Here is a 24,434-nt window from a genome sequence, read left to right as displayed (position 1 = left end):
GCCAGCTCGTTTTCTTCTAAACCGCTCAACGCCAGGCAACCTTGTCCCAGCAAAGGAACCCAGCAATGAGCGTCGAAATCCTCGGCATGATCACCGCCTCGCCCGGTTCGGAGGTCGACCAACCCACGGGAGATGCGGTCGATCCGGACTACGTGCGTCGCTTCGCCCAAGCCCATGAAGCGGCCGGTTTCGACCGCATCCTGGTCGGCTATTTTTCCAACGGGCCGGAAGGCGCAGTGGTCAGTTCGTTCGCCGTCGCTGCCACCGAACGCCTGGGCATCCTGCTGGCCTACCGCCCAGGGGTGATCAGCCCGCCCCTGGCAGCGCGGCAACTGGCGACCCTCGATCAATTCAGCAAGGGCCGCCTGGCGCTGAACGTGGTCAGCGGTGGCAATGACCAGGACCTGCAACGCGATGGCGATTTCCTCGACCACGATCACCGCTATGCGCGCACCGGCGAATACCTCGATGCCCTGAAGGCAATCTGGACCGCCGAACAACCGGTGGACTTCGCCGGCGACTTCTACCGTTTCAACGCCGCCTCGCCCGCCATAAGGACCGTGCAGCGCCCGCATATCCCGATCTACTTCAGTGGTTCATCGGATGCCGCGGTGCGGGTCGCAGCGCAACATGCCGACACCTACATGCTCTGGGGCGAACCCCTGGCCGCCGTCGCCGAGCATATCGCCAAGGTCCGCCAGGCCGCCGCTGTGCAACAGCGCGCCCCGCGCTTCTCGGTGTCGTTCCGCCCCATCGTCGCCGATACCGAGGAGGCCGCCTGGAAGCGCGCCGCCGAGATCCTCGAGCAGGTCCGCGATGCACGCCAGAAACTCGGTTTGCCGCTGCACGACCACCAGCCCGAGAACGTCGGGTCGCAGCGTCTGCTGGCCGCCGCGCAACAGGGCGAAGTGCTCGATCAACGCCTGTGGATGGGCGTTGCCCGTCTGACTGGGGCGCGCTGGAACTCCACCGCGCTGGTCGGCACCCCCGAGCAGGTCGCCCAGGCGTTGGGCGAGTACTACAAGCTCGGCGTGTCGACTTTCCTGATCCGCGGCTTCGACCCATTGAACGACACCATCGAATACGGCAAGACCCTGATCCCCGCCATCCATCACCAGATCGAACGCCTGGATACACGCCAGGCCAGCTGAGGAAACCCCATGAAACTGTCACACCTGATCCGAGTCACCCTCGCCGGCCTGTTCCTTGGTACCCCGCTGGCGCAGGCCATCGCCGCCGAGCAGGTCACTCTGCGCATCGGCGACCAGAACTACTACAACGTGCGCGCATCGCTGGAAGCCTCCGGGGCACTCAAGGATGCACCCTACAAGGTCGAGTTCAAGCACTTCCAGTCGGCCGCACCGGTGGCCGAAGGGCTGGAGGCCGGTGGCCTGGACATCGGCTTTCTCGGCGACTCGGGCTTTCTGTTCCTGGCTGCCAAAGGGGCGCCCGTCAAGCTGATCGGCGTCTCACGGCAGAACCTCGACACCATCGCCCTGCTGGTGCCCAAGGACTCCCCCGCCAAGACCATTGCCGACCTCAAGGGCAAGAAGGTCGCCTACTGGCCCGGCGCCTGGAGCCAACAGTTGACCTTGCGCGCACTGGACAAGGCCGGCCTGCCGCATGACTACGTCGAGTTCGTCAAACTGATGCCAATCGATGCCGCCGCCGCGCTGCCGCAGGGCAGCATCGATGCCTTCCCGGTGTGGGAACCCTACATCTCGCAACAGATCGTGTTCTCCGGCGCGCGCAAGCTGGTCACCGCCCAGGGCCTGATGCCTGGCTTGAGCAGCATCGCTGCGCGCAACGATTCGATCGATAGCAAGCACGCCGCCATCGAAGACTTCCTGGGCCGCCTGCAAAAAGCCCGGGCCTGGGTCGGTGAGCACAAGGAAGCTTATGCCGACCTCTGGGCCAAGAAAGCCAACCTCGACCAAAGTGTCTCGCGTCACTGGATTGGTCAGGCCGACATGAGCGTGAGCCCGGTCGATGCGCAGGCGGCGAAGGACTACCAGGATACTGCCGACTTCCTTGTGCAGACCGGCACGCTGCCCAAGCCCCTGGACACCCGCGCGATCATCGACACGTCGTTCGACGGCGCGTTCAGCCAGTAAGCTGCCGGGCGCACGAAGGATCAAGCCGCCAGCCGCACCGCATTGCGCCCGCCCGCCTTGGCCAGGTACAAGGCGGCGTCGGCCTTGGCGATCAGCCGTGCCGGGGTGTCATCCTCCCCCGGCACACCGCACCAGAGCCCGACGCTGAAGCACAGCTCGATCTCCAGCCCGGCGAAGCGTGCCGGATTCCTCGCGATGGCTTCGCGCAGACCGTTCAACGCCGCCAGGGCACCCTCGCCCTCGGTTCGCGGCAACAACAGCAGGAATTCCTCACCGCCATAGCGCCCCAGGCTATCGCCTTCGCGCAGCCGCTGCTGTAATTGACGCACGCAGTGGCACAGCACTTCGTCCCCCGCCAGATGGCCGTGCACATCGTTGATACGCTTGAAATGGTCGATATCGATCATCGCCACGGCCAAGCTGTACTGCGCCGCGCGCGCCTGCTCCAGCTCGAACTCGAAACGTTCGAGGATGGCGCGCCGATTGCCCGTGCCGGTCAGCACATCGTGTCCGGCAAGGTGCTGCAAGCGCGATTCGCTGCGCTCCTTGGCCATCAACACCAGGCCAATGGAATACATCATCACCGTGGCCGTGCCGATCGCCACCGACACCGTCTGCTTGAGGTTGCTGGTGTCGTAGCGCATCTCCTGCGCCGTGCCCGCCAGCACGGCAACCACCCGCATGCCCAGCCCCACCAGGCTGATGCCGGCACCGATCACCAGCAGCAGGTGTGCCCTGCCCTTGTGCAGGGCCCGTTGACGGGCCCAGTAGAGAATCAACACGCATTGCAACATCAGCACCAGGGCCGCCAGCAGCATGCGCGGCTCCACCGTCTCGAGCAGCGAGATCAAGCCCAGCAGCATCAACAGCGGAATGGCGAAGATCGGCCGCCACGGCACGGGGCGCTCGCGCACCCGGAACAGGCTCGCCGAATAGAACGCCAACGCCAATGACAGCAGGCTGTTGGCCAAGACATAGCTCACCCACAGAGGCGCATGGCCGAACAACGTGTAACAGACATAGGCCAAGGCATGGGCCAACAGTCCACAGCCGGTCAGCAGCAGGTTGTCGCCTCGATTGAACTGCCCGACCAGCAACAGACAGAAAGCCAGGATCGTCGCCACCAGCGCGACCGCAGCGAACAGCGTAGGAGTATGGGCGATCATCATGATTCACCGTGTGGCAGATGGCCGTCTTGATCGCGGCCTGCCTGACAGTCTAGGAGCCGTGCAGGCCCGCGACCATGACCCAACGGGACAGAACAGCAGCCCGCAGACACGCCGCCTATCCCTGGCGCGGTAATATTTTGTGCCACTTTGAAACCAAATGAATCCTCACCGGTCTCAGCAGTTATCCCGTAAACCGTTGCGGATCAAGGATTTCCATCGCCATGCCACGCCTTGCCAGTTTTTCGCTGATCGCCGCTGTCGTGCTGCTCGCCGGTTGCCACAGCCATCGTCACCATGATGACGATGGCTGGCGTGACGGCGACCGCGATCGTCACCGTCATCATCACCGCGATGATCGCGATGACGACGATCGCCGCTACCGTGACCGTTATTACCGCTGAAGCGTCTCTCCAATCCCTGTCCGCCGCACGCCTGCGGCATCCAATCCTGATGATTCCTTCGAGGTTCATGAAATCATGCGTCTGACTCTGCCTTCCCTCGCCCTGGGCCTGCTGCTGTGCCAGGGAGCGTTCGCCGGTGACGGCACCGCAGCCATTGGTGGCGGCCTGGGTGGCGCCTTGGGCAACGTCGTCGGCAAGCAGATCGGCGGCAGCACGGGCGCCGCCATCGGCGCAGGCCTGGGTGGCGCAGCCGGCAGCGCCGTTGGCGCACGCAAGGGCAACCGCACCGAAGCGGCCATCGGCGGTGGCCTGGGTTCAGCCGGCGGCTCGCTGGTGGGTGCCAAACTTGGCGGCAGCAATGGCTCGACCATCGGCGCAGGCCTTGGCGGCGCGGCCGGTGGTGCGATCGGCAACCACCTGGGCGACAAGAACAAGAAGCACCGTCGCCACTGATTGACGCACTCCTGCAGGAGCAACTGCCCTGCAGGAGCAACTGTCTTGTTCAAAATCTAAAGGCCAGCCCTATCTACTGGCTGCAAAGTATCCTGTGGGAGCGGCGGTTCGGCGCCCCGACTTGTCCCGCGAACACGGGCATAGCCCGTGCCAGGCAGCGCGGTGTCTTTTTCGCGGGTAAACCCGCTCCCACAGGGACCCGCGCTGCTTTTTTAGGAGCAACTGTCTTGCTCAAAATCTAAAGGCCAGCCCGCTCCCACAGGGATTGGGCTGGCCTCTACTCAGCCGTCTTTCAGCCCAGGCGGTGCCACTCGCGCTTGTCCCGGCTCAGCAATTCATTGCCGGCCTCGGGCCCATCCTCCCCCGCCTCGTACTCGTGCACTTCGCCACCACTGGCCCAGGCGTCGAGGAAAGGCTGTACCGCACGCCAACCATTCTCGATATTGTCGGCCCGCTGGAACAACGTCTGGTCTCCGGTCAGGCAGTCGTAGATCAAGGTTTCGTAACCGGTCGCCGGGGTCATCTTGAAGAAGTCCTTGTAGGCAAAACCCAGCTCGACGTTCTCCATCACCAGTTCAGGCCCGGGGCGTTTGGCCTGTAGATCGAACCACATGCCTTCATTGGGCTGAATCTGAATCTTCAGGTAGTTGGGCTTGGGCCGCTCCAGCTCCGACTCGCGAAACTGCGCGTAAGGTGCAGGCTTGAAGCAGATGGCGATTTCGGTGTCGCGCACGCTCATGCGCTTGCCGGTGCGCAGGTAGAACGGCACGCCCGCCCAGCGCCAGTTGTCGATCATCACCTTGAGCGCGACGTAGGTTTCGGTGCGGCTGCGCGTGTCGACATTGTGCTCCTGGCGATAACCGGCCATCCGTTTGCGGCCCTGCTTGCCCGCCACGTACTGCCCCCGCACCGAGTTCTTCAGCGCCATTTTCTGCGACCATGGGCGGATGGCACCGATCACCTTGGCTTTCTCGCCCCTGACAGCGTCAGCACCGAAGGCCGCCGGTGGCTCCATGGCGACCATCGCCAGCAACTGGAACAGGTGGTTGGGCACCATGTCACGCAAGGCACCGGTATTGTCGTAGAACGCGCCACGCGTCTCGACCCCGACGGTCTCGGCGGCAGTAATCTGCACGTGATCGATGTAGTGGTTGTTCCAGAACGATTCGAACAGGCCATTCGAGAAGCGGCTGACCAGAATGTTCTGCACCGTTTCCTTGCCCAGGTAATGGTCGATGCGATAGATCTGCCGCTCGCTCATCACCTTGAGCAGGCAAGCGTTGAGCGCCTCGGCGCTGGCAAGATCGGTACCGAATGGCTTTTCCACCACCACCCGGCGAAAGCCGCCCGCAGACTCGTCGAGCAAGCCCGCCTCGCCCAGGCGCTGGGCCACCTCAGGAAAGAAACGCGGCGAAGTGGCCAGGTAGAAGATGGCGTTGCCGTGACGGGTCTTGGCGATGCGCTTGCCGATCTCCGAATAGGTCGCAGGGTTCAGGAAGTCGCCGGTCTGGTAGTCCAGGCGCTTGGCCAGGCGCGACCACAGCCCTTCGTCCAGACACTTGCCTGCGCCCTCGCCGCCCTTGTCGCGCTCGATCATGAAGTCGTGCAGGCGCTCGGCGAACTGCTCGGCGCTGGCCTGGTTATGATCGACCCCGACAATCCGCAGGTTGCGGTCCAGCAAACCGTCACGGCTGAGGTTGTACAGCGCCGGCATCAGCAGACGCTTGACCAGGTCGCCATTGGCGCCGAACAGGAACAGCGTGCAAGGCGGCGCGGCGGGAATCGTCTGTTTGCTCATGAACCCTTCTTCTCGACATGGCCACCGAAGCCCAGGCGCATGGCAGACAGCACCTTGTCGCCGAAGGTGCCTTGCTGCTGGCGTGAACGGAAACGGGCAAACAACGCGCTGGACAACACCGGCACCGGTACCGCCTGCTCGACTGCCGCATCGATGGTCCAGCGCCCTTCACCGCTGTCGGACACCGAACCGCTGAACTGGGCCAGCTGCGGATCGGCGACCAGCGCATCGGCGGTGAGGTCGAGCAGCCACGAAGTGACCACACTGCCGCGCCGCCAGACTTCGGCGATCTCCGCCACGTTCAGATCGAAACGCTGGTCCTCGGGCAACTCGGTGCCGCCCTTGCTGCGCAGCAGGTCGAAACCTTCGGCATAAGCCTGCATCAAGCCGTACTCGATACCGTTGTGCACCATCTTCACATAGTGCCCGGCACCGGGCGGGCCGGCGTGAATGTAGCCATGCTCGGCACGCCCATGCTCACCCGTGCGACCCTGGGTGCGCGCAATGTCACCCACGCCCGGCGCCAGCGCCTTGAACAGCGGCTCCAGCCGTTCGAACACGTCCTTTTCGCCGCCGATCATCATGCAATAGCCCCGCTCCAGGCCCCAGACACCACCGGACGTGCCTACGTCCAGATAATGCAGGCCACGCGTTGACAGATGGGCGGCGCGGCGCATGTCATCTTTGTAGAAGGTGTTGCCGCCATCGATGATCGCATCGCCTGGCTCGAGCAGCTCGGCGAGCTGGGTGATGGTCTGCTCGGTGGGCTCGCCCGCCGGCAGCATGACCCAGACCGCCCGTGGCGCCTTGAGTTTCTGTACCAGCGCGCCCAGGTCATGGGCGCCCAGGGCGCCCTCGCTGCTCAGAGCGCTGACGGCATCACGGTTGCGATCGTGTACCACGGTCTGGTGGCCTGCGCGCATCAGCCGTCTTGCGATATTGCCGCCCATGCGGCCCAGCCCGACGATTCCCAGTTGCATGTGCCGATGCTCCCCTTGCGAAAATGGATGACGAACGCGATTCAGGTGTTCAGGTTAGTCCAGCGTACCGCACGAGGGTTCACCGACGAACGGCGTGACCACCATAAACAAAAAAGTTCCCAAGGACAGGGAAAGAATTCAGAATGCGCGCCGCACGAAGCGTCTACGCTTGTTACTGTCACCAGCCAAACTGCGAGGTGTTCTCTTGGGTACCTACATGCCTGCCACTCCCCCCCAGACCCTCTATGTCACTGTGCGCCGCGACGAATTGCGCCAATTGAAGGACGAGCGCGATCAACTGCGCCAGCAGGTGGCAGAGCTGAACCTGTTGCTCGAACAGGCGCGCCTGGGCAGCAAGGCTGCCGGCCTCTGACCTTTCGCCGCGCCGCGCAGCCCCTGCGTGCGCGGCGCCCTGACGTACCCGTCTGCTGCATAGCGAAAACACCTTCAAAGGTAGACGCGTGTGCCTATATGGGCTCGATCCAAGACTACCTAGATTGAGCGACGCCGCAGGCCCATTCCGGTGCCTGCTCCGCGTAGAAGACGCCCATGAATAAAATGATCCACTGGCTCCCGCTCGCGTTGCTGGGGAGCCTCAGCCTGCACGCCCACGCTGCGCCCCAGCCGTGCCAACCACTCGACGAGAAACAAGCCGTGGCGCTATTCGAGCGCTGGAACGACAGCCTGCGCAGCGGCGATCCAGAGCAGGTGGCCAACTTGTACGAAAACGATGCAGTCCTGCTGCCGACCGTATCGAAAATCCCACGCCTGACTACCGCCGAGCGCCTCGACTACTTCAAGCATTTCCTCGCCGACCAGCCCTCCGGCAAGCTCGATACCCATCACCTGAGCCAGACCTGCAACAAAGCCACACTGACCGGGTTATATACCTTCAACTTCGCCAAGACCGGGCAACAGGTCGCTGCGCGCTACACCTTTACCTACCGCTGGGACGGCCAGCAGTGGCTGATCAACCACCATCATTCTTCGCTGCTGCCAACCACCTGACACGGCCCGCCCTCCTCGTTCAGCGGGTGCCTGATCCGCCGCAGCAACACTGCGTTGCCGCGGCTCCAGCGCGCCAACGTTTGCGCAGATCAACGGTCGCGCAAATAGTGACCAATGGGTCACCCCACCTACCTTTCGTCCCCTACACTGAGGATTCGGCCCGTGTTTTGCTCCGAAACCAGTGACGCAATCAAGTCGAACTTTCCAAAACACGGGTAGGTCAGGAAGTAAGTAGGCCGCGCAAAGGGACTTCCTCACGCGTCAGCCCGCCCACCCCACACTGTCCAGGCGCCTGTTCGGCCGGAATGCCGCTCGCGCTGTGCCTGCGCGCACGACCATGGGGCAAGGAATGCACTACGAAGATGCTGAAAGTCAAAGCGAGAACAGACACGAGATAAACGCAACGGGTGCCAGCACCCGCATGAACAAGGGACGGAGAGAAGTATGATCAGTGCCGCTGTCGAGCCTCACGCAGAATCATTCAACCTGGAAAATCGCGAGCCTGTTGCACCTGGCTTCGCCACGACAGGCAAGGCACCCGCTACCACGCGCCGCAACAATCCGCACAAGCGCAAGGTGCTGTTCGTCACCTCCGAAATCGCCGACCTGGTCAAGACAGGCGGCCTGGGCGATGTCTCCGCAGCCCTGCCCAGGGCGCTGTCACACCTGCACGATGTGCGGGTCTTGATTCCGGGTTATCCGCAGGTGGTCGACAGCGACAACCCCATTCACATCGTCGGCGAACTCGGTGGCCATGCTGCGCTTCCGCCGTGCAAGATCGGACGCATGGACCTGGCGGATGGCCTGGTCATCTACGTGCTGATCTGCCCCGAGTTGTACGAGCGCGAAGGCACCCCGTATGGTGCCAACAATGGCCGTGACTGGCCCGACAACCATATCCGTTTCGCCCGCCTGGGCCTGGCCGCCGCAGAGATCGCCGCAGGCGATGCAATGGCGCACTGGCGCCCCGATCTGGTGCACGCCCATGACTGGCCAGCCGGTCTGGCGCCTGCCTACATGCACTGGCGCGGCCTGAACACACCGACCTTGTTCACCATCCACAACCTCGCGTACCAGGGTGTCTACAGCCGAGGCTGCAGCCCGGAGCTGGCCATTCCCGACCATGCCATGCAGCAGGAAGGCATGGAGTTCTACGGCAAGCTGTCGTTCCTCAAGGCCGGGCTTGCCTACTCGAGCCACATCACCACGGTCAGTGCCACCTACGCCCGGGAGATCACCACGCCCGAGTTCGGCTGCGGCCTCGACGGTTTTCTTGCAAGCAAGGCCCAGCAAGGCCTGCTAGGCGGCATCCCCAATGGCATTGACGAGAGCTGGGATTCGGCCACCGACTCGCACCTGGTGCACAACTTCAGCATCAACGACTGGGAAGGCAAGGCCCGCAATGCCGAGCAGGTCCGCGAGCTGTTCGGCCTGGAGCCGTGCCAAGGGCCTCTGTTCGCCGTGGTCTCGCGCCTGGTCTACCAGAAAGGCCTGGACCTGACGCTGAGCGTGGCCGACGACATCGTCCGCCAGGGCGGACAAATCGCGATCATCGGCCGTGGCGAGCCGGAGGAAGAACAGGCCATGCGCGATCTGGCCCTGCGCCATCCGGGCCGCATCGGCGTGCGCATCGGCTTCAACGAAACCGATGCCCGACGCATGTTCGCCGGCAGCGATTTTCTGCTGATGCCCTCGCGCTACGAGCCGTGCGGCTTGAGCCAGATGTACGCACAGCGTTTCGGCTCACTGCCGGTGGCGCGCAATACCGGCGGTCTGGCCGACACCATCGAAGATGGCGTCACGGGTTTCCTGTTCAACGAATCGAGCCCCGAGAGCTACCGCGAAGCCCTGAACCGCGCCTTCTACGTACACGGCAAGAAAGATCTGCTCAACGCCATGCGGTGCCTGTCGATGACTCAACCGTTCAACTGGTGCCAGGCGGTGGAACCCTACGCTCGCCTTTATGAGGAACTGGTCTGCCAGGCACATAGCCGCCACTACTGAACGAGGGCTACGAAGATGCACAGGCATGGCGCACAGCAACTGGACGCCACGTCGACGCGCTTCGCCCTCTGGGCGCCGGATGCGCGCAACGTGAGCGTGGAAATCGAGCGGCAGCCGTCTGTCGAGCTGCTGCCCGAAGAGGATGGCTGGTTTATCGGCATCGCCCCCTGCCAGGCGGGTGATCGCTACCATTTCAGGATCGACGGCCACCTGCAGGTGGCCGACCCGGCGTCGCGCTACCAGCCTGACGGCGTGCACGGCCCCAGTGAAGTCGTCGATCCCCAGCGTTACGGCTGGAAGCACCTCTGGCGAGGCCGCCCATGGCACGAGGCGGTGATCCAGGAACTGCACGTGGGCCTGCTCGGCGGCTATGCAGGCGTTTCCCAGCACCTGCCACGCCTGGCAGAACTGGGCATCACCGCCATCGAGCTGATGCCGATCAACCAGTTCCCCGGCGAGCGTAACTGGGGCTACGACGGCGCCCAGCCCTTCGCCCCACACAATGCTTACGGCAGCCCGGAGCAATTGTGCGCACTCATCGATCAGGCCCATGGCCACGGGCTGATGGTGATGCTTGATGTGGTCTACAACCACTTTGGCCCTGACGGCAATTACTTGCCGAAGTACGCCAGCGGGTTCTTCCGCGAAGACCGCCAGACGCCTTGGGGCGCCGCCATCGACTTTCGCCGCGCAGAAGTGCGCGAGTTCTTCATCCAGAACGCCCTGATGTGGCTGTGCGACTACCGCTTCGATGGGCTGCGCCTGGATGCCGTGCACGCCATCGACCAACCGGACTTCCTCATCGAACTGGCCCGCCGCGTACGCGCCGCTGTCGAGCCGGGCCGCGAAGTGTGGCTGGTGCTGGAGAACGAACACAACCAAGCGGCGCTGCTCGAGCAAGGCTTCGACGCGCAGTGGAACGATGACGGCCACAACGCCCTGCACGTGCTGCTCACGGGCGAGACCGAAGGCTACTACGCCGACTACAAGGACCGCCCGATCGAGCAACTGGCCCGGTGCCTGAGCGAAGGCTTCGTGTTTCAGGGTGAGCTTAACCGCCATGGCACACCCCGTGGCGAGCCCAGCGCTCACTTGCCACCGAGTGCCTTCGTACTGTTCTTGCAGAACCACGACCAGATCGGCAACCGCGCCTTGGGCGAGCGCCTCAGTCGCCTGTGCCCTCCCACGGCGCTGCGGGCCGCCACCGGCCTGCTGCTGTTGGCGCCAATGATCCCGCTACTGTTCATGGGGGACGAAGAAGGCAGTTGCCAGCCGTTCCTGTTCTTCACCGATTTCCACGATGAGCTGGCCGATGCCGTGCGCGAAGGTCGGCGCGGCGAGTTCGCTCACTTTGCAGCCTTCGCCGACCCCGAGAAGCGCGCGCACATACCTGACCCCAACGCCCTGCAAACCTTCGAAGCCTCACGCCCGATCAACACACAAGTCCTCGCTGGCTGGCACGGCCTCTATCACCAACTGCTGCACATCCGCCATCGCGAGATCGTCCCGCGCCTGGTGGGCAGCCGCGCACTGGGCGTCGAAGTGCTCGGCGACAAAGCCCTCAGCGCCCGCTGGCGACTGGGCGACGGCTGCGAGTTGCGCATCGATTTGAACCTTGGCGCATCTGCGCAGCCCATTACTTTGCCAGGCATGGATACACGCCTGTTCGACAGCAGTGACAACGCCCATACGGACTCCACCCTGGCCGCGTACAGCTGCGTGGTCAGCCTGCTTCCCTCTCGCCTGGAGACGCCATGAGCGAAATGCCCCTGCACCGTCTCGCCGCCCGCGCGGGCCTTTCCCGCGACTGGATAGACGCCAACGATCGTCCCCAGCAGGTATCTGACGAGGCTCTGCGCCGGGTCCTGCAAGAGCTTGGCCATCCGGCCGAGGATGACGCTGCCATCGCGCGCAGCCTGGCCGCCCTGGAGCAGCTCGACGACAGCGAGCACCTGCCGCCACTGCTCACTGCCGACCTCGGCCAGCCGCTGGCCCTGGCACGCTGGTTCAGCCCGAACAGCCAGGTACGTTGCACCCAGGAAGACGGCAGCGTGCACGCGCTGACCCTCGACCCACTGGCACAACTGCCCGGCGAACTGCCTACCGGCTACCACCGCCTGGAAATCGATGACCGAAAGCTCACCATCGCTGTCGCGCCGCCGCGTTGCCACAGCCTGCAGGACATAAGCGAGCAATCCCCGCCACGTCGCTGGGGCCTGGCCGTGCAACTCTACAGCCTGCGCCGCCCCGGCGACGGTGGCTATGGCGACTGCCTGGCCCTGGAGCAACTGGCGCGCAGTGCGGCAGAGCGAGGCGCCGATGCGCTGGCGATCAGCCCGATCCATGCGTTGTCGATGTACGACCAACAGCACTTCAGCCCCTACTCACCGTCCAGCCGCCTGTTGCTCAACACGCTCTACGCCAGCCCCTCGGTACTGCTCGGCGAGCGCGAGGTGCGCATGGCGGCCGAGGCTGCGGGCCTGACCCAGAGCCTCGAAGACCTGGAGCAGACGTCGCTGGTCGACTGGCCACGCGCGGCCGATGTGCGGCACAAGCTGCTCAAGGCGCTGTATGCAGATTTCAGCCAGAGCGAACATCCCCTGCGCCCGGACTTCGACAGCTTTCGCCAGTCCGCTGGCCAAGCCCTGGAGCACCATTGCCATTTCGAAGTGCTGCAGGCCGAAGCCGTGGAGCAAGGCCTGGGGGCCGACTGGCGCGCCTGGCCAGACGCCTGGCGCAGCCCCGAAGAGCTGGAAGTGCAGGCCATGGCGGCGGCCTATCCGGCGCGTGTGGAGTTTCATGCCTTCTGCCAATGGCTCACCGAGCGCAGCCTGCAACGCGCCCAGGATGCCGCGCGCAGCAACGGCATGGGCATCGGCTTGATCGCTGACCTGGCGGTGGGTGCCGACGGTGCCGGCAGCCAGGCCTGGAGCCGCCAGGACGAACTGCTGGCCGAACTCAAGGTCGGCGCGCCGCCCGACATCCTCAACCGCTCCGGCCAGGACTGGGGCATCTGCGCCTTCTCGCCCGAGGGCCTCAAGCGCAACGGCTACCGAGCCTTCATCGAAATGTTGCGGGCCAACCTCGCCCACGCCGGCGGCCTGCGCATCGATCATGTTATGGGGCTGCGACGCCTGTGGCTGATCCCGCGCGGTGCCAAGCCGAGCGAAGGTGTGTACCTGAACTACCCCGTCGAAGACCTGCTGCGCCTGCTGGCACTCGAGTCGGCACGCCATCAGGCCGTGATCCTCGGCGAAGACCTCGGCACCGTACCGTCCGGGCTGCGTGAGCAACTGACGGACAAGGGCGTGCTGGGCATGCGCGTGCTGCCGTTCGAGCAGACCTCGCCCGGCCACTTCAAGCCGATCCTCGACTGGCCCGATACCGCCCTGGCCACCACCGGCACCCACGACCTCGCCCCGCTGGCCGGGTGGCTGCGAGCACGGGACATCGACTGGAACCACCGCCTGCAACTGATCGACGCCGCCACCGAACTGCATTGGCGGCATGAGCGCGAGCAGGAGATTCACGGTCTGCGCCGCAGCCTGGAAGCGAACTATGGCCCTTTGAAGGATAACGACGCCTTGATCGACACCGCCATCCGTTATGTCGGCCACACCCGCGCACCGCTCGTGCTGGTCCCGCTCGAAGACCTGCTCGGCAGCGACGAACAACCCAACCTGCCCGGCACCACCGACGGCCACCCCAACTGGCGCCGACGCTTCGCCCTGCCGGTTGCCGAACTGCTCGACGACGAAGATGCCGCACGCCGCCTGGAACTGCTGGCGCAGGCGCGCGAACAAGCCTGGGAGCGCGACCGATGAAACCCTTGACCGCCACCCAGCGCCTGCAATTTCACAGCGACTTCACCCTCGACGATGCCGTGCCACTAGTGCCCTACTTCGCCCAATTGGGCATCAGCCACCTGTACGCGTCGCCCATACTCAAGGCCCGCGCCGGCTCTCGGCACGGCTACGACGTGGTCGATCCGACTCAGGTCAATCCCGAGCTGGGCGGCGAAGCGGCGCTGCAGCGGCTGGTGGCCGCGCTGCGCCAGCACGGCATGGGGCTGATCCTCGACACCGTGTCCAACCACATGGCCGTGGGCGGTGCCGACAACCCCTGGTGGCAGAGCCTGCTGGCCTGGGGACGGCGCAGCCCCTACGCCGAATTCTTCGATATCCAGTGGCACTCCAGCGACCCGCTGCTGGCCGGTCAGTTGCTGCTGCCGTTCCTGGGCAATGACTATGGTATTGCCCTGCAGAATGGCGAGATTCCGCTGACCTTCGACGCTGAGCACGGGTTGCTGCAGATCGAGCACTACGAGCACCGTTTCCCGATCTGTCCGCTGGATTACGGACGGATTCTCAACCACAGCGATGATCCTTCGTTGCAGGCGCTGGCCACACGTTTCAGCGCCCTGAGCGACTGCACCGACCCACTTTCCGAGGCCCTGCCATTACAGGCGGAACTGGCCCGCCTGGTACGCACCGGCGCCCACCTGGAGCAGGCCCTGGCCGCCTTCGACAGCCGCAGCGAGCCTGGTTTCAAGCGCCTGCATCTGCTGCTCGAACGCCAGACCTACCGCCTGGCCAGTTGGCGCACCGCCGCCGACGACATCAACTGGCGGCGCTTTTTCGATATCAACGAGCTGGGCGGCCTGCGCGTGGAACGGGCCACGGTGTTCGAAGCGACCCACGCCAAGCTGTTCGAGCTGATCGCTCGCGGCCTGGTCGATGGCCTGCGCATCGACCATATCGACGGCCTGGCCGACCCTCGGCGCTACTGCCGCAACCTGCGCCGCCGTGTCGATCACTTGCTGGCCCTGCGTCCGCCAGAAGCGGCACTCGAACATTTCCCGATCTACGTGGAAAAGATCCTCGGTACCGACGAGCACCTGCACCAGGATTGGCTCACCGACGGCACCACCGGCTACGAGTTCATGAACCAGGTCTCGCTGCTGCAACACGATCCGGCCGGCGAAGCGCCGTTGACCGAGCTCTGGCACAACGTCAGCGAGCGCCCCGCGTTCGACGAGGAAGTGCGCGTCGCAAGACGCCTGGTGCTCAATGCCAGCCTGGCCGGTGACTGCGAGTCGGTGGCCCAGGCGCTGTTGCAGGTCGCCCGCGACGACCTGATGACCCGCGACCTCACCCTCGGCGCAATCCGCCGTGCCCTGCAGGCGCTGGTCGAGCACTATTCGGTGTACCGCACCTACATCAATGCCTGTGGCCGCCCTGAGCAGGATGAGGCGTTCTTCCAGCGCGCCCTGGAAGGCGCCCGGCAGTCGCTCAGCGAAGCCGACTGGCCGTTGCTCGACCACCTCGAGCGCTGGCTCGGCGGACAGCCCTGGCGCCAGTTGCCTGTCGGGCGCGCGCGCAAGCACCTGCGCCACGCGTGCGTACGCTTCCAGCAACTGACCGCACCCAGCGCCGCCAAGGCGGTCGAGGACACGGCGTTCTACCGCAGCGCACGCCTGCTCTCGCGCAACGACGTGGGCTTCGAGGCCGAGCGTTTCAGCGCCACACCTGCGCAGTTCCACAACGAAGCGCAGCGCCGCCTGCGCGACTTCCCGGATAACCTGCTGGCCACTGCCACCCACGACCACAAGCGCGGCGAAGACTGTCGCGCGCGCCTGGCGGTGCTCAGTGAACACAGCCAGTGGCTCGCCAGCCGCGTCGAGCACTGGCGCGAACTGGCCGAGCCGCTGCGTGAAACCCTCGAAGACGGCCTGGCACCGAGCCCCGGCGACGAGTTGCTGCTGTTCCAGACCCTGCTCGCCAGTTGGCCCCTGGCGCTAGGCCGTGATGACCCGCAGGGCCTGGAGCACTTTGCCGAACGTGTGCGCCAGTGGCAGCAGAAAGCCCTGCGCGAAGCCAAGCTGCGCAGCAGCTGGGCCGCCCCCAACGAGCGCTACGAACAGGCCTGCGCCCGCTACCTCGATGGCCTCCTGCTCGACAGCGAAAACCAGCAACTGCGTCACTCGCTCGCCGACGCCGTGGCCCGCATCGCCTGCCCGGGCGCCCTCAACGGCCTGGTCCAGTGCCTGCTGCGCATGACCACACCCGGTGTGCCCGACCTGTACCAGGGCAACGAATACTGGGACTTGAGCCTGGTCGACCCGGACAACCGCCGCCCAGTGGACTACCCGGCAAGACGTGCCAGCCTGGACAACAGCCTGCCCGAGGCCGAACTGCTCGAACACTGGCGCGACGGGCGCATCAAGCAGGCCTTGATCGCCCGCGTGCTGGACCTGCGCCGAGCGCATCCCGAGCTGTTCCTGCGCGGTGCCTACCTGCCGCTCAACGCCCAGGGTCGACACGCTGACAAGGTGCTGGCCTTTGCCCGCCTCGGTGAGGGCGAGCGTGCCATCGTCATCGCGCCACGGCTGGCCAGCACCTTGCTGGGCGCAGCCCCGATACCCCTTATCCCGGCACAGAACTGGGACGATACCCGGCTTGTTTTGCCGTTTGCCTTGTCGCCTGCCACTTGCAAGGGACTTTTCGCACACACCGCTGTCAGCCCTTCTAGGGAGCTGATGCTGAGCGATGTGCTGTCGGATTTTCCGCTCAACCTGTTGATTGAACATGCATGAACTTCAGGAGCGTCGAAATGAGTGTCGATGAAAAACGTATCCGCGAATTCGCCTACCAGATCTGGGAGTCGGAGGGTAAACCGGTAGGCGAGGAAGAGCGCCACTGGGAGATGGCTCGCAAGCTGGCCGAAGCCGAAGCCCTGGCGCCCAAGGCTGCACCACGCAAGAAGGCCGCAGCCAAGCCCAAGGCACCTGCCGAACCCAAGGCTGCCGCGCTGCCGGCGGGCAAGCCTGTGACCGAGAAGAAACCACGGGCGCCGCGCAAGCCCGCCGCCGGCTGATACCCGCCTGCGGTTCAACCCAAGACCTGTGGAGCAGCTGCCTTGTTCAAAAGCCAAAGGCCAGCCCCTCCCTTTGAGAACAGCTGTCCTGTAAAAAATCCAAAGGCAAGCCTGTCCCTGTGGGAGCGGGCTTGCCCGCGAACACGGGCGTAGCCCGTGCCAGGCAGCGCGGTGTCTTTTTTCGCGGGCAAGTCGCAGCGGCGAACCGCCGCTCCCACAGCCGAATTCAATTCAATTCACCTGGCCAGACGAGGACTGTCATGACCCCACGCACCCCGAAGAAAACCCGTTCCGTCGCGCCAACCCGGATTCGCGAGGGCCTGCCCTTCCCGCTCGGTGCAACCTGGGACGGGCTGGGCGTGAATTTCGCGCTGTTCTCCGCCAACGCTACCAAGGTCGAGCTGTGCATCTTCGATGCGACCGGCGAAAACGAGCTCGAGCGCATCGAGCTGCCCGAATACACCGACGAGATCTATCACGGTTACCTGCCCGATGCGCATCCGGGGCTGGTCTATGGCTATCGCGTGCACGGCCCCTACGAGCCGCAGAACGGTCACCGTTTCAACGCCAACAAGCTGCTGATCGACCCCTACGCCAAGCAACTGGTGGGCGAGCTGAAATGGTCCGAGGCGCTGTTCGGCTACACCCTGGGCCACCCCGACGACGACCTGTCGTTCGATGAACGCGACAGCGCCCCCTTCGTGCCCAAGTGCAAGGTGGTCGACCCGGCCTTTACCTGGGGTCGCGACCAGCGGGTGCAGATTCCCTGGGAGCAGACCGTCATCTACGAAGCCCACGCCCGTGGCATCAGCATGCGCCACCCGGCTGTCCCCGAGCATCTGCGCGGCACCTTCGCTGGGCTTGCCAACGACGAGCTGCTGGGGCACATCAAGGATCTGGGTGTTTCCAGCATCGAGCTGCTGCCCATCCACGCTTTCGTCAACGATCAACACCTGCTGGACAAGGGCCTGAACAACTACTGGGGCTACAACACCCTGGCCTTCTTCGCCCCCCATCCCAAATACCTGGCCAGTGGCAAGATCGCCGAGTTCAAGGAGATGGTCGCGCACGTCCACGAGAAGGGTCTGGAAGTGATCCTCGATGTGGTCTACAACCACACCGCCGAGGGCAACGAGCGTGGCCCGACCCTGTCGATGCGCGGCATCGACAACGCCTCTTACTACCGCCTGATGCCCGACGAAAAGCGCTTCTACATCAACGATTCGGGCACCGGCAACACCCTCGACCTGAGCCACCCGTGTGTGCTGCAACTGGTCACCGACTCACTGCGCTATTGGGCGGGCGAGATGCATGTGGACGGCTTCCGCTTCGACCTGGCGACCATCCTGGGCCGCTACCACGACGGTTACAGCGAGCGTCACAGCTTCCTCGTCGCCTGCCGCCAGGACCCGCTGCTGCGCAGCGTCAAGCTGATCGCCGAGCCCTGGGACTGCGGCCCCGGCGGCTACCAGGTGGGCAACTTCGCCCCCGGCTGGGCGGAATGGAACGACCGGTTCCGCGATACGGCACGGGCATTCTGGAAAGGTGACGAAGGCCAACTCGCCGATTTCGCTGCCCGCCTGACAGGCTCAGGCGACATGTTCAACAATCGCGGCCGACGCCCCTACGCCTCGGTCAACTTCATCACCGCCCATGACGGCTTCACCCTGCGCGACCTGGTCTCGTACAACGAGAAGCACAACGAGGACAACGACGAGAACAACCAGGACGGTACCAGCAACAACCTATCCTGGAACTGCGGCGTCGAAGGCCCGACCGACGACCCCGAGATCAAGGCCCTGCGCCTGCGCCAGATGCGCAATTTCTTCGCCACCCTGCTGCTGTCGCAGGGTACGCCGATGATCGTCGCCGGTGACGAGTTCAGCCGCACCCAGCATGGCAACAACAACGCCTACTGCCAGGACAGCGAGATCGGCTGGGTCAACTGGGACCTGGACGACGAAGGCCAGGCGCTGCTGAAGTTCGTCAAACGCCTTACCCAGCTCAGGTTGCAATACCCGGTGCTGCGCCGCTCGAGCTTCCTGGTCGGCGACTACAACGAGGCGATCGGGGTCAAGGACGTCACCTGGCTCGCCCCTGACGGCAACGAAATGAGCGTCGAGCAGTGGGAAGACCCCCACGGCCGTTGCCTGGGCATGCTCATCGACGGCCGTGCGCAGGTCAGCGGCATCGCCCGGCCAGGAGCGGAAGCAACAGTGTTGCTGATCGTCAATGCGCATCACGACGTGGTGCCGTTCAAGCTGCCGAGCGTACCGGAGGGCGAGCATTGGAGTTGCCTGATCGATACCGATCGGCCGCAGTTGCGCAAGGCGCAGCACCTGGCGTTCGACAGCCTGTTCGAGGTGCAGGGCCGCTCGATGCTTTTGATGGTGCTGCAACGCGACGAGGAATGATCAGCCGGCGATACCCGCCCTCGCCCGCGTGACAATTGCCGATGGACTGCCCCGCAGCCCATCGGCACGTTCTCGAGTCACATCGAAGGCCCGAGGCCAGCGCCTCAATGCAAGGTACTGCGCGCCTTGAGCCGCGCCCGCTCGATGACCTCCTGCCAGGTATCGTTTTCGTCCTCCGATACCGTGAACCAGGGATATACCTGCACGCGCTGCTCGTAGTTCGCCCACTCGCCGTCGACATCCTCGCCATTGGCGCGCACGATCCTGCATTCGCGGCCCAACGCATCGTAGAAATGCGTGTCGGCATAGATCCCTTCACGCGCACTATCGTCGCTGACCCAGCGCCAGTCGTCGAGGTAGAACGGCAACCACTTTCGAACCGCCTGCCCCTTGTTGTCGAACTCGGTCTTGCCGGTGACCGCCCAGCGCACCTCGGCGTGGGCCAACACGGCGTGCCCGTCCTGATCCTGGGCAAGCCCTCCTTCCTCAGTGCGCACGAACGCCTCGCCGCCCGGATTGAGGATGGCGGCCTGCAACAACTGCGAGCCGCCTGTCAGCGACACCTGCACGCGCACCTGTTGCTCGGGGTCGTTGTCATAACGGTCGGGCTGGATCTGGATCACATGGGGTGGCGTACGTCCGGCCATGAACAGGTCGCCAGACACCTCGATGCCATCCCGACGCAAACGCTGCACATCCCGCTGCCAGGCCAATGCACCGCAACGGCGGGCGCCCGCGATACGACCATCGGCCTGCAGCGCCAATGGCATCCAGCTGTCGACCACGTTGGTGAATGCCATGGCCACCGGCACTCCCTTGCTCTCGTTGAGGGCCACGGCTTGCTCGACCGTGCGAGGGGGCGTGAAGGCAGCATCGGGGGAGAAGCCGCTCATCACGGCTTCATCGCTGCCCGCCGGGGTTTCGGTGCCATAGAAGCGCGTATGCATCACCCGTCCCAATGCATCGAGGCTGCTGGTGTGGGTGTTGTCATTGGCGTCCTTGATCTGCGCCGGCTGCATGAAGCGCCAGTCATATACCTCGACAGTGGAGGTCAGACCGGCAGCATCGGTCACCCGGCACACGGCAATGTCATGGGCGGTGTACTGCAGTTGACGGGGCCCAATCACCGTACTTTCCTGGACGGTGTCGGGCGTCCAGAAATGCTCGGCGCCGCGATACCCTGAAATGCCGTGATGGCCGCAGTACGCCTCTTCGACTGGCGGCGCCCACGGGATCGATGGCGCGCCTGCGCCGGAGGGATCGTGCGGCTCGGCCAGCTCTTCGGCGTCCTCCGCTCGGCTCATGGCGACATAGCCGCCACGCTTGAGCAGCTCGGTCAGGGATTCGGCCTGCACCCGGGTGTCCAGCAAGTGCTGGACGTCTTCCAACCATGCCTGCAGCTGGACAGGCCGGGATGAATCAGCGCCGCGCGTGGCAAGGTTGGCCAGCACGACTCGCCAGAACACGCTGTCAGCACCAGTCACGGCCAGTCCGTCCGCCACTGCGGCATGCAGCTGCTGCAGATCCGCGCTGCCTTGCGCCTGGCCGGCGAACCATGCCACCACTGCTGGCAGAGCCGCATCGGCCACACGGCTCTGCTTGCGCAACGCCGTCTGCAAGCCCTCCGGCAACGCCGCAGCGTCGGCCTGGTACAGCCGCTCGCGCAAGGCGTCCACCGAAATCACTGTCTTGAGCGCCGCGCGCAGAAGGCCGAGCGCCTGCGCGTCGTGGGGCGAGCACTGCAGATAAGCCATCAGCAGCGGGTACGAGGTCGCAACCGCCGTCACTTCCGGCAAGCGCTCGCGCACCCGACGCAACACTGCCGGGTCGGCATTCGGGTTGGCCAGCGCCTGCTCCACCAGATTGCCCAAGGTCTGCTCGAAGGTCGGACGCAGGACGTCCAGTGAAGCCTTGTCGAGCATCGCCGTGCGGGTATAGGCCAGCAGTGCCTGGCGCGAAGGGACCTTCGCGGCGCCTGTACCATCGGCTTGTCGCCAGACCGCCTTCTCGTAGCCGACCAGCGTCGTCCTCTGCGGATCGGCCACCAGCAGCTCCTCCACTGCCAGGTTCTCCACGCTGAAACCGTCTTTGGGCACGTCGCTGGCCGTCAACTTGATCACATCCCGACGCGTGCCATCGGCCAGACCGATGACAAAGTCATCGCCACGGGCCAGGTTGTGCACGCGAGCGCGGGTCAGGTTGATCCAACAGTCGTACTGCTGCTCATCGCAACTTGCCTCGATCAAGCCCGCCGGCAAGCTGTCGGGATAGATCTGCCGTTCCCCCTCCTCCTTGACCAGGTCCGCCTCGCTCAACTGACGCGGATAGTTGACGGCAGCACTTTGCAGCACGTTGCCATACAGGTCCTGCGCGAGAACAAGTGTCTGGGCGACCACCGGGTCCTCCGGTACCCGCTCGCAACTGAATGCCAGATGCTGGATCAGCGTCACCAGCGCACTCGGTCGTTGTGGATCGGCACTGGCCAGGGCCCGGATCTGCAGGCGCGAGCGCTCGAGCCTGTAGGGGTTTCCTGCACGCGGATGGCCATCTTCTCCATACACCTCGATGCGCATGACCTGGCCACGGGCCGCGCGGTACAGCCAGGCGCGCAGCGCCCCCGTCACCTCGAGCGCCTCCTCTGCCTCGTCGCGCCATTGGGTGAAACGCGGTGGAGCCGGAGGGAATCGGGCATCCATGTCGACAAAAGCACCGTCAGCCGCCGCATCGAGCGCCTCCACCCCGGTGTAGAACCAGGTGCAGGTACGCGAGGGCGGCGACAGATGTGCAGCCATCGACCGGGCCACTTCATGGGTGTCGGTCTGGATCAGGCGCCTGAACCCGGCAAATTCACGCTCGCGACCATCCCATACGCCGCCGAGATAGGTGGTCTCGCGGCCCATGCACAAGCCGGTGATTTCATTGAGCGTCGTGACCCGGCTCACGGTATGGACCGGGAACGGCAAGTAGCTGACCGGGGTCTGGCCGCGGGCCAGCTGTTCGGCCTTTTCATCGAGCCAGGCCTGGGCCGAGCTGCGGTACTGCAACTCGGTGCGGTTGCCGATGTTGTCGACGATGGTCGACAGCAACCACGGCCGGTGGTCGTTGAAGCGGTACAGCCAACTGCGGCGTTTTTTTTCAGGGCCATGATCCGGCGCCGTCACCAGCAAGTCGGCAGTACCTTGACCACGGATGTCGGCCACCTGCAGCTGGGTTTCACTGTCCAGCGTCACCCCCGGCGGCATCTCGATCGCAAGCCCCTCGACGAAACGGTTGCCGCACTGGCTGATGAATACACGGATACGGGCGGGTTCCAGGTAAAGGATATCGGTGGTGCCTGTACCGTCGGTGTCGGCGAGGTACACCCGCGAGGCGTTGAAATTGTCCACCTTGAAACCGGGGATACTGATGGCCTCGTCGAACCGGCCATAGCCCAGGGACGGCCAGAGCATCACGCCGTCGCCAGTGATGCGCAGCAGGTGCGACTGGCCACTGCCGGCAGGATCGGCGAAGGCCACCAGTTGACGGTCGGCCCTATCCAGTAATGGAAGCGCTTCGCGCCCTGCGTACTGTGCGGTAACCGCAGCCAGCCAGCCGTCGGCGCCTGCGCTGGGGTATAGTCGCACGCTCCGTGGACCGAGGGCGTGCAGCATGACCACATCGGAGCGGCCGTCGCCGGTGAGATCAGTCATCTGCGCAGCCTGATGACCATACTCGCTGGGCAAGCTCAACAGTGGTTTCCACGCCCCCCAGATACCGTCGGGCGCCAGCGTGAAACTGCCACGCATTCCCTCCTCGGTGATCAACCACTCGGGGCGACCATCACCATCCAGGTCGGTCAGGCTGCCAGTGCTATCGGCCGGACGCTTGGGCAAGGGCCACGGCGCTCCCCAGCTGATCGCATCCTGCTCCGCGCCTCGGGTCTTGCCCGCCCGCATCGGCGGCCGGTAATGCCAGGCGTCCTGATCTCGGTACAACAGGCCTGGCACGCCTTCGCCCAGCAAGTCGGCCATCTGCCATGCAGGGGCCCAGAATCCGTCGAGCGCTGGCAGCGCTTCCCAACCGGGCGTAGCCCTGCCCGGTCGGGTCAGCTCGAACTCCATCGGCGGCAAGCGACAGTCGGATACGCTCGACAGTTGTTGCGCCGACACCAGAATGCTGCTGACCGGGCTACTGTCGTACTGCAGGTGTAGCCGTGCCACCAGCTCTGGCGTGTCGTCGGCCTCGCCGTTCATGCGTGCGGTGCGGTGCCAGAGCAGCACATCGCGGCACAGCCGGCGGATGCGCACGTTGAACCCATAGCGCCAGAACGAATGGCAGTCGTCGCGCACTGGCCAGTCCTGCTCCGGCGCAAGCCCTGGCACGCGCTCGGGATCGGCGCCGCGCTCGCCATAGTCGAATTGGGTGAAGGTGAGAAAGTCCGTCTCGTCGAAGCCGTCTTGTGGAATCAGCAGCGCCTGCGAAGGCGTGGCGTTCATGGCGTAGACAGCATCGGCATAGAGGTTGACGACGTGCGGGTGGGCCTTGAGCTCCTGGTCGCTGCAGCCCTTTTCGTCTTCGGCGCGATAACGGTACACCAGATGCTCGCCACGAGCCGAAACCCGCTCTTCCAGATACCAGCCCGCCACACGTTCAGGGGCTGCGGGATCGTACAGACGTGCAGAGGCCGACCAGCCGAACAACGAAAGACTGCCATCGGGCTGCCAGTGCAGCCAGAAACCAGGGTCAGCCACGGCGCCTTTGACCACCCAGTGCTCCAGACGCTGCGAGGGCGCACCGCTGCGCAGGCACCAAGGGGTAACGCTGTAGCGCTCACCATCAGAGGTCTCGGCGAACGGCAAGCCTGCGCGATCATGGGGTGCACCTGCCTTGAGGACTTCCTCCCCGGACGGACCCACCATTCGGTCGTTGCCGTCATATTTAGGGAAACCGAAGCGGGTCATGCAGAAAATCGCCGGCAAATCGCAATCCCAGCCGGCGCCAAAGGCGCTGTTGCCGCCGCCGGAGGAATAGTGCAATGCCAGTTCCGCCGACAGCGCACGACCAGCCGGCGATGGCAGGGGCATTTGCCAACCAGCCGAACCATCTGGGCCACCCGCCGAAAGCATGCCGCCACCGACCGAGACCGTGCCGCCGCCCTTGGGGAGGGCTGGGGGGGTGTAGAAGGAGGCGTCTCCCTCTCCCGTCGCGGGAGCGGGGGCCTGACCCGAAGCAGCAGTC

At 64.7% G+C, this 24,434-nt stretch carries 16 protein-coding genes; 12 read left to right on the top strand and 4 right to left on the bottom strand.

Annotated elements, in window-relative coordinates; translation table 11 throughout:
- The first annotated feature begins 86 nt into the window (after window positions 1-86).
- Together ACTYOL_RS09775 and ACTYOL_RS09770 are read left to right on the top strand one after the other, a co-directional pair.
- On the top strand, window positions 87-1,151 hold the full coding sequence (locus tag ACTYOL_RS09775; RefSeq protein ID WP_197891542.1) for an LLM class flavin-dependent oxidoreductase: 1,065 nt from the start codon (window positions 87-89) through the stop codon (window positions 1,149-1,151).
- A gap of 9 nt (window positions 1,152-1,160) precedes the next feature.
- Window positions 1,161-2,114, top strand: a complete 954-nt coding sequence (locus ACTYOL_RS09770) for an ABC transporter substrate-binding protein (RefSeq protein WP_444757837.1) — start codon at window positions 1,161-1,163, stop codon at window positions 2,112-2,114.
- A 20-nt stretch (window positions 2,115-2,134) separates the two neighbouring features.
- Here the strand turns inward: ACTYOL_RS09770 and ACTYOL_RS09765 are convergent, their stop codons facing one another.
- Entirely contained in the window at window positions 2,135-3,280 is a 1,146-nt protein-coding gene (locus ACTYOL_RS09765; protein WP_197891541.1) for a GGDEF domain-containing protein, read from the bottom strand.
- A 224-nt stretch (window positions 3,281-3,504) separates the two neighbouring features.
- On the opposite strand from ACTYOL_RS09765, the gene ACTYOL_RS09760 reads away from it, so the two are divergent.
- Together ACTYOL_RS09760 and ACTYOL_RS09755 are read left to right on the top strand one after the other, a co-directional pair.
- Window positions 3,505-3,684 (top strand): hypothetical protein, encoded by a 180-nt coding sequence (locus ACTYOL_RS09760; protein WP_054892350.1) that lies wholly within the window; start codon window positions 3,505-3,507, stop codon window positions 3,682-3,684.
- Window positions 3,685-3,759: 75 nt separating this feature from the next.
- Window positions 3,760-4,137, top strand: coding sequence for a glycine zipper domain-containing protein (locus ACTYOL_RS09755; RefSeq protein ID WP_054892351.1), 378 nt, complete (start codon window positions 3,760-3,762; stop codon window positions 4,135-4,137).
- A gap of 292 nt (window positions 4,138-4,429) precedes the next feature.
- Here ACTYOL_RS09755 and zwf read toward each other — a convergent pair whose 3' ends face one another.
- Together zwf and gnd are read right to left on the bottom strand one after the other, a co-directional pair.
- Complete coding sequence (gene zwf, locus ACTYOL_RS09750; protein ID WP_197891380.1) at window positions 4,430-5,935, bottom strand: glucose-6-phosphate dehydrogenase; 1,506 nt, start codon at window positions 5,933-5,935, stop codon at window positions 4,430-4,432.
- On the bottom strand, window positions 5,932-6,960 hold the full coding sequence (gnd, locus tag ACTYOL_RS09745; protein ID WP_256673967.1) for a phosphogluconate dehydrogenase (NAD(+)-dependent, decarboxylating): 1,029 nt from the start codon (window positions 6,958-6,960) through the stop codon (window positions 5,932-5,934). The genes zwf and gnd overlap by 4 nt, the downstream gene beginning before the upstream one ends.
- Window positions 6,961-7,120: 160 nt before the next feature.
- Here gnd and ACTYOL_RS09740 point away from each other — a divergent pair, with 160 nt between their 5' ends.
- The 8 genes from ACTYOL_RS09740 (at window position 7,121) to glgX (ending at window position 19,217) form a co-directional block, all read left to right on the top strand.
- Window positions 7,121-7,288 carry a DUF6026 family protein gene (locus ACTYOL_RS09740; protein WP_226938273.1) on the top strand — a complete coding sequence of 56 codons (168 nt, stop codon included), beginning with the start codon at window positions 7,121-7,123 and terminating at the stop codon, window positions 7,286-7,288.
- Window positions 7,289-7,464: 176 nt separating this feature from the next.
- Window positions 7,465-7,923, top strand: coding sequence for an SgcJ/EcaC family oxidoreductase (locus ACTYOL_RS09735; RefSeq protein WP_153773002.1), 459 nt, complete (start codon window positions 7,465-7,467; stop codon window positions 7,921-7,923).
- 444 nt (window positions 7,924-8,367) lie between these two features.
- Window positions 8,368-9,927, top strand: a complete 1,560-nt coding sequence (gene glgA / locus ACTYOL_RS09730; protein ID WP_197891378.1) for a glycogen synthase GlgA — start codon at window positions 8,368-8,370, stop codon at window positions 9,925-9,927.
- Window positions 9,928-9,942: 15 nt separating this feature from the next.
- The gene (treZ, locus tag ACTYOL_RS09725; protein ID WP_444757836.1) at window positions 9,943-11,685 is read left to right on the top strand and encodes a malto-oligosyltrehalose trehalohydrolase; all 1,743 of its coding nucleotides are present in this window, start codon (window positions 9,943-9,945) and stop codon (window positions 11,683-11,685) included.
- Window positions 11,682-13,751, top strand: a complete 2,070-nt coding sequence (gene malQ / locus ACTYOL_RS09720; protein WP_444757835.1) for a 4-alpha-glucanotransferase — start codon at window positions 11,682-11,684, stop codon at window positions 13,749-13,751. Before treZ ends, malQ begins: the two co-directional genes overlap by 4 nt.
- Complete coding sequence (locus ACTYOL_RS09715) at window positions 13,748-16,522, top strand: malto-oligosyltrehalose synthase (RefSeq protein WP_444757834.1); 2,775 nt, start codon at window positions 13,748-13,750, stop codon at window positions 16,520-16,522. The genes malQ and ACTYOL_RS09715 overlap by 4 nt, the downstream gene beginning before the upstream one ends.
- Before the next feature lie 17 nt (window positions 16,523-16,539).
- Window positions 16,540-16,803, top strand: a complete 264-nt coding sequence (locus ACTYOL_RS09710; RefSeq protein WP_151924021.1) for a DUF2934 domain-containing protein — start codon at window positions 16,540-16,542, stop codon at window positions 16,801-16,803.
- 260 nt (window positions 16,804-17,063) lie between these two features.
- Window positions 17,064-19,217: a glycogen debranching protein GlgX gene (glgX, locus tag ACTYOL_RS09705; protein ID WP_444757833.1), complete on the top strand. Its 2,154-nt coding sequence runs from the start codon at window positions 17,064-17,066 to the stop codon at window positions 19,215-19,217.
- Between the two features lie 104 nt (window positions 19,218-19,321).
- Here the strand turns inward: glgX and ACTYOL_RS09700 are convergent, their stop codons facing one another.
- Window positions 19,322-24,322: a SpvB/TcaC N-terminal domain-containing protein gene (locus tag ACTYOL_RS09700; protein ID WP_444758140.1), complete on the bottom strand. Its 5,001-nt coding sequence runs from the start codon at window positions 24,320-24,322 to the stop codon at window positions 19,322-19,324.
- Between the last annotated feature and the right edge of the window lie 112 nt (window positions 24,323-24,434).

It is taken from the genome of Pseudomonas sp. A014, assembly GCF_052378495.1.
Taxonomy (GTDB): Bacteria; Pseudomonadota; Gammaproteobacteria; order Pseudomonadales; family Pseudomonadaceae; genus Aquipseudomonas; species Aquipseudomonas machongensis.
Note: the sequence above shows the minus strand (reverse complement) of the source record. Positions and strands in the feature narration are given on the sequence as shown.

What these genes read in the sequence shown, in the direction of transcription:
- ACTYOL_RS09775 (WP_197891542.1), top strand. Translation starts at nt 87, where the DNA reads ATGATCACCGCCTCGCCCGGTTCGGAGGTCGACCAACCCACGGGAGAT.
- ACTYOL_RS09770 (WP_444757837.1), top strand. Translation starts at nt 1,161, where the DNA reads ATGAAACTGTCACACCTGATCCGAGTCACCCTCGCCGGCCTGTTCCTT.
- ACTYOL_RS09765 (WP_197891541.1), bottom strand. Translation starts at nt 3,280, where the DNA reads ATGATCGCCCATACTCCTACGCTGTTCGCTGCGGTCGCGCTGGTGGCG.
- ACTYOL_RS09760 (WP_054892350.1), top strand. Translation starts at nt 3,505, where the DNA reads ATGCCACGCCTTGCCAGTTTTTCGCTGATCGCCGCTGTCGTGCTGCTC.
- ACTYOL_RS09755 (WP_054892351.1), top strand. Translation starts at nt 3,760, where the DNA reads ATGCGTCTGACTCTGCCTTCCCTCGCCCTGGGCCTGCTGCTGTGCCAG.
- zwf (WP_197891380.1), bottom strand. Translation starts at nt 5,935, where the DNA reads ATGAGCAAACAGACGATTCCCGCCGCGCCGCCTTGCACGCTGTTCCTG.
- ACTYOL_RS09735 (WP_153773002.1), top strand. Translation starts at nt 7,465, where the DNA reads ATGAATAAAATGATCCACTGGCTCCCGCTCGCGTTGCTGGGGAGCCTC.
- glgA (WP_197891378.1), top strand. Translation starts at nt 8,368, where the DNA reads ATGATCAGTGCCGCTGTCGAGCCTCACGCAGAATCATTCAACCTGGAA.
- treZ (WP_444757836.1), top strand. Translation starts at nt 9,943, where the DNA reads ATGCACAGGCATGGCGCACAGCAACTGGACGCCACGTCGACGCGCTTC.
- malQ (WP_444757835.1), top strand. Translation starts at nt 11,682, where the DNA reads ATGAGCGAAATGCCCCTGCACCGTCTCGCCGCCCGCGCGGGCCTTTCC.
- ACTYOL_RS09715 (WP_444757834.1), top strand. Translation starts at nt 13,748, where the DNA reads ATGAAACCCTTGACCGCCACCCAGCGCCTGCAATTTCACAGCGACTTC.
- ACTYOL_RS09710 (WP_151924021.1), top strand. Translation starts at nt 16,540, where the DNA reads ATGAGTGTCGATGAAAAACGTATCCGCGAATTCGCCTACCAGATCTGG.
- glgX (WP_444757833.1), top strand. Translation starts at nt 17,064, where the DNA reads ATGACCCCACGCACCCCGAAGAAAACCCGTTCCGTCGCGCCAACCCGG.
- ACTYOL_RS09700 (WP_444758140.1), bottom strand. Translation starts at nt 24,322, where the DNA reads ATGCTTTCGGCGGGTGGCCCAGATGGTTCGGCTGGTTGGCAAATGCCC.